The following is a 4,372-nucleotide window of genomic DNA, read 5'->3' as shown; positions in this document are numbered from 1 at the left end:
ATGGACTCCTGCAGGGCGGTGGTCACGTCGGCGGTGGTCTTTTCCCAGGCCTGAACAGACAGGCGGTAGCGCTCCTCGTTGGTGATCAGACCGCGGCGGTACTGCCGGTCGATCTTGATGATCTCCTTCTCGGTGTCGCCGATCAGTTCGTACTTCTTCTGAGGTACGGTCATATCGGCGATGGCGACGGTCAGAGAACCGCGGGTGGAGTAGTGGTAGCCCAGGTCCTTGATGGCGTCCAGCACACCGGCGGAAACGGTGAAGCCGTGCTTGGTAATGCACTTGTCGATGATCTTGCCCAGCTGCTTCTTGCCCACCACGAAGTTGATCTCGGGGTCGAACATGGTCTCGGGGTTGGTGCGGTCCACAAAGCCCAGATCCTGAGGAATGGCCTCGTTGTAGATCAGACGACCCACGGTGGTCTCCACCAGCTTGTGCTCCATGACACCGTTGATCTCACGGTACATACGCACCTTGATGGGGGTATGGAGGGTGACGATGCCGGAGTCGTAGGCCAGCATAGCCTCGTCCTTGTCGGCAAAGCAGTGGCCCAGGCCGCCCTCCTCACGGGCATAGGTGAGGTAGTAGGCACCCAGGATCATATCCTGAGAGGGGATGGTAACCGGGCCGCCGTCCTGGGGACGCAGCAGGTTGTTGGCAGAGAGCATGAGCACCCGGGCCTCGGTCTGAGCCTCGGCAGACAGGGGTACGTGGACAGCCATCTGGTCGCCGTCGAAGTCGGCGTTAAAGGCGGTACACACCAGGGGGTGCAGCTTGATGGCGCGGCCCTCCACGAGCACGGGCTCGAAGGCCTGGATACCCAGACGGTGCAGGGTAGGCGCGCGGTTGAGCATGACAGGGTGATCCTTGATGACGAACTCCAGGGCGTCCCACACAGCGGCCTCGCCCTTTTCCACCATCTTCTTGGCGGCCTTAATGTTGTTGGCCAGACCGTCGTCCACCAGCTTCTTCATCACGAAGGGGCGGAACAGCTCAATGGCCATCTCCTTAGGCAGACCGCACTGGTAGATCTTTAGGGAGGGGCCGACCACGATAACAGAACGGCCGGAGTAGTCAACACGCTTACCCAGCAGGTTCTGACGGAAGCGGCCCTGCTTACCCTTCAGCATGTCGCTGAGGGACTTCAGAGCGCGGTTGTTGGCGCCGGTGACGGCACGGCCGCGGCGGCCGTTGTCGATCAGGGCGTCCACCGCCTCCTGGAGCATACGCTTCTCGTTGCGGACAATGATGTCAGGAGCGTTGAGCTGGATCAGGCGCTTGAGTCGGTTGTTGCGGTTGATGACCCGGCGGTAGAGGTCGTTGAGGTCAGAGGAGGCGTAGCGGCCGCCGTCCAGGGGAACCATGGGCCGGATCTCGGGGGGAATAACGGGCAGCACGTCAATGATCATCCACTCAGGCTTGTTGCCGGAGATGCGGAAGGCGTCTACCACTTCCAGACGCTTGACGATGCGGGCCTTCTTCTGGCCGGAGGCGTCCTTGAGCTCCTTGCGAAGCTGGTCGGAGAGCTGCTCCAGATCGATCTGCTGCAGCAGCTTCTTCACGGCCTCGGCGCCCATGCCGGCGTCAAAGTCGTCCTCGTACTTCTCCCGCATGTCCCGGTACTCCTTCTCGGAGAGGATCTGGTTGCGGGACAGGGGGGTGAAGCCGGGGTCAATCACAATATAGCTGGCGAAGTACAGCACCTTCTCCAGGATGCGGGGGCTGATATCCAGCAGCAGGCCCATCCGGGAGGGGATACCCTTGAAGTACCAGATGTGGGACACAGGGGCAGCCAGCTCAATGTGGCCCATGCGCTCACGGCGGACCTTGGAGCGGGTGATCTCTACGCCGCAGCGGTCACAGATCTTGCCCTTGTAACGGATCTTCTTGTACTTGCCGCAGTTACACTCCCAGTCCTTGGTGGGGCCAAAGATCTTTTCACAGAACAGGCCGTCCTTCTCGGGCTTCAGAGTGCGGTAGTTGATGGTCTCGGGGCGCTTGACCTCGCCGTAAGACCACTCGCGGATCTTCTCAGGGGAGGCGATGCCAATCTGGATGGCGTCAAACTCAGCGTAACTCATTCTTCAGACTTCCTCCCTTACTTATTCATAGTCCTCGCCGGAGTACGACTCTTCTTCATCCTGGCCGTCCTCCTCGTCCAGCTCCACCGTCAGGTCGTCGTCATCGCTCTGACCCTTGAAGGTGAAGCCGCCGGCGGCGGCGAAGTCGGCGTCCTTCTGATAGCCGAAGTCTTCGTCGTCCTTGTAGTAATCGTCCCGGGCGCCGGGCTGATAGGTATCCTCGTCCTCGTCCTTGAGCTCGATCTCGTTGCCCTGGGCGTCCAGCACCTTCATGTCCAGACACAGGGACTGCAGCTCCTTGATGAGCACCTTGAAGGACTCAGGCACACCGGGCTTGGGCACGTTGTGGCCCTTGACAATGGCCTCGTAGGTCTTGACACGGCCGGTGACGTCGTCGGACTTGACGGTGAGGATCTCCTGCAGGGTGTAGGCAGCACCGTAAGCCTCCAGGGCCCACACCTCCATCTCGCCGAAGCGCTGGCCGCCGAACTGTGCCTTGCCGCCCAGAGGCTGCTGGGTAACCAGAGAGTAGGGGCCGGTAGCACGGGCGTGGATCTTATCGTCGACCAGGTGGTGCAGCTTCAGGAAGTACACGTAACCCACGGTGACGGGGTTATCAAACCGCTCACCGGTACGGCCGTCGTACAGCCAGTTCTTGCCGTCCACCAGACGTAGGCGGCCCTCCTGCTGCCACTGATTGATCTGGGCAGTGTCGGCCATCTCCTCAGCAGACAGGGTCTGCAGCTCGCCGTCCTCGTCGGCCAGATACAGCTGCTTGCCGATCAGAGGCTCGTTCTTGCCCACCTCGCGGGCCAGACCGGCCATCTTCAGGCACTCCTGGATGTCGGCCTCGCTGGCGCCGTTGAAGATGGGGGTAGCCACCTTCCAGCCCAGGGTCTTGGCAGCGTAGCCCAAGTGGACCTCCAGCACCTGACCGATGTTCATACGGGAAGGCACGCCCAGGGGGTTCAGTACGATATCCAGGGGAGTGCCGTCGGGCAGGAAGGGCATATCCTCCTGGGGCAGGATGCGGGAAACAACACCCTTGTTACCGTGGCGGCCGGCCATCTTATCGCCCACGGAGATCTTACGCTTCTGGGCAATATAGACACGAACCACCTGATTGACACCGGGAGACAGCTCGTCGCCGTTCTCACGGGTAAAGATCTTTACGTCCACGATGGTACCGCTCTCGCCGTGGGGCACCTTCAGGGAGGTGTCACGGACCTCACGGGCCTTTTCGCCAAAGATGGCCCGCAGCAGCTTCTCCTCCGCGGTGGCCTCAGCCTCGCCCTTGGGGGCGACCTTACCAACCAGGTAGTCGCCGGCATGGACCTCGGCGCCCACACGGATGATGCCGTGCTCGTCCAGGTCACGCAGGGCGTCCTCGCCCACGTTGGGGATGTCGCGGGTGATGGTCTCGGGACCCAGCTTGGTGTCACGGGCCTCCAGCTCATACTCCTCGATGTGGATGGAGGTGAACACGTCCTCCTTCACCATGCGCTCGTTGAGCAGGATGGCGTCCTCGTAGTTGTAACCTTCCCAGGTCATGAAGCCCATGAGGATGTTCCGGCCCAGAGCGATCTCGCCCCGGTCGGTGGAGGGGCCGTCAGCCAGCACGTCCTGGAACTCCACCCGCTGGCCGATGTTCACGATGGGACGCTGGTTGATGCAGGTACCGTGGTTGGAACGCAGGTACTTGGTCAGACGGTACTCCTTGGTCTGGCCGTTGTCGTACTTGACGGTGATATACCGTGCGGACACCTTGGTGACGGTACCGGGACCCTCAGCCAGGATGGCGACCTCGGAATCGATGCAGTTCTTGTGCTCCTGGCCGGTGGCCACCACAGGGGCCTCAGGACGCAGCAGGGGCACGGCCTGACGCTGCATGTTGGCACCCATCAGGGCACGGTTGGCGTCGTCGTTCTGCAGGAAGGGGATCATGGCAGTCGCGATGGACACCATCATCTTGGGGGACACGTCCACGTAATCCACCTGAGCGGCGGGCACAGAGATGATCTCGTTGCGGCGGCGGCAGGTGATACGCTCGTTGACGAAGCGGTTGTTCTCGTCCACAGGCTCGGTAGCCTGGCAGATAACATACTCGTCTTCCACATCGGCGGTCATATACTCGATCTGGTCGGTGACCTGACCGGTGGCCTTATCCACCTTGCGGTAGGGGGTCTCGATGAAGCCGTAACGGTTGATGCGGGCATAGGAGGCCAGATAGGAAATCAGGCCGATGTTAGGACCTTCGGGGGTCTCAATGGGGCACAGACGGCCGTAGTGGC

2 protein-coding genes are annotated in these 4,372 nt (G+C 61.4%); both read right to left on the bottom strand.

Annotation, left to right across the window (positions count from 1 at the left end):
• Nucleotides 1-2,081 (bottom strand): DNA-directed RNA polymerase subunit beta' (gene rpoC, locus ACLTXB_RS09055; protein WP_428226730.1); only part of this gene is annotated, 2,081 nt, incomplete at its 3' end.
• A gap of 21 nt (nt 2,082-2,102) precedes the next feature.
• A partial coding sequence (locus ACLTXB_RS09050) for a DNA-directed RNA polymerase subunit beta (protein WP_428226729.1) occupies nt 2,103-4,372 on the bottom strand: 2,270 nt, incomplete at its 5' end.

The sequence above is a fragment of the Flintibacter sp. genome, assembly GCF_046973065.1.
The sequence above is the reverse complement of the archived record's forward strand: the minus strand, read 5'-3'. Positions and strand labels throughout refer to the sequence as shown.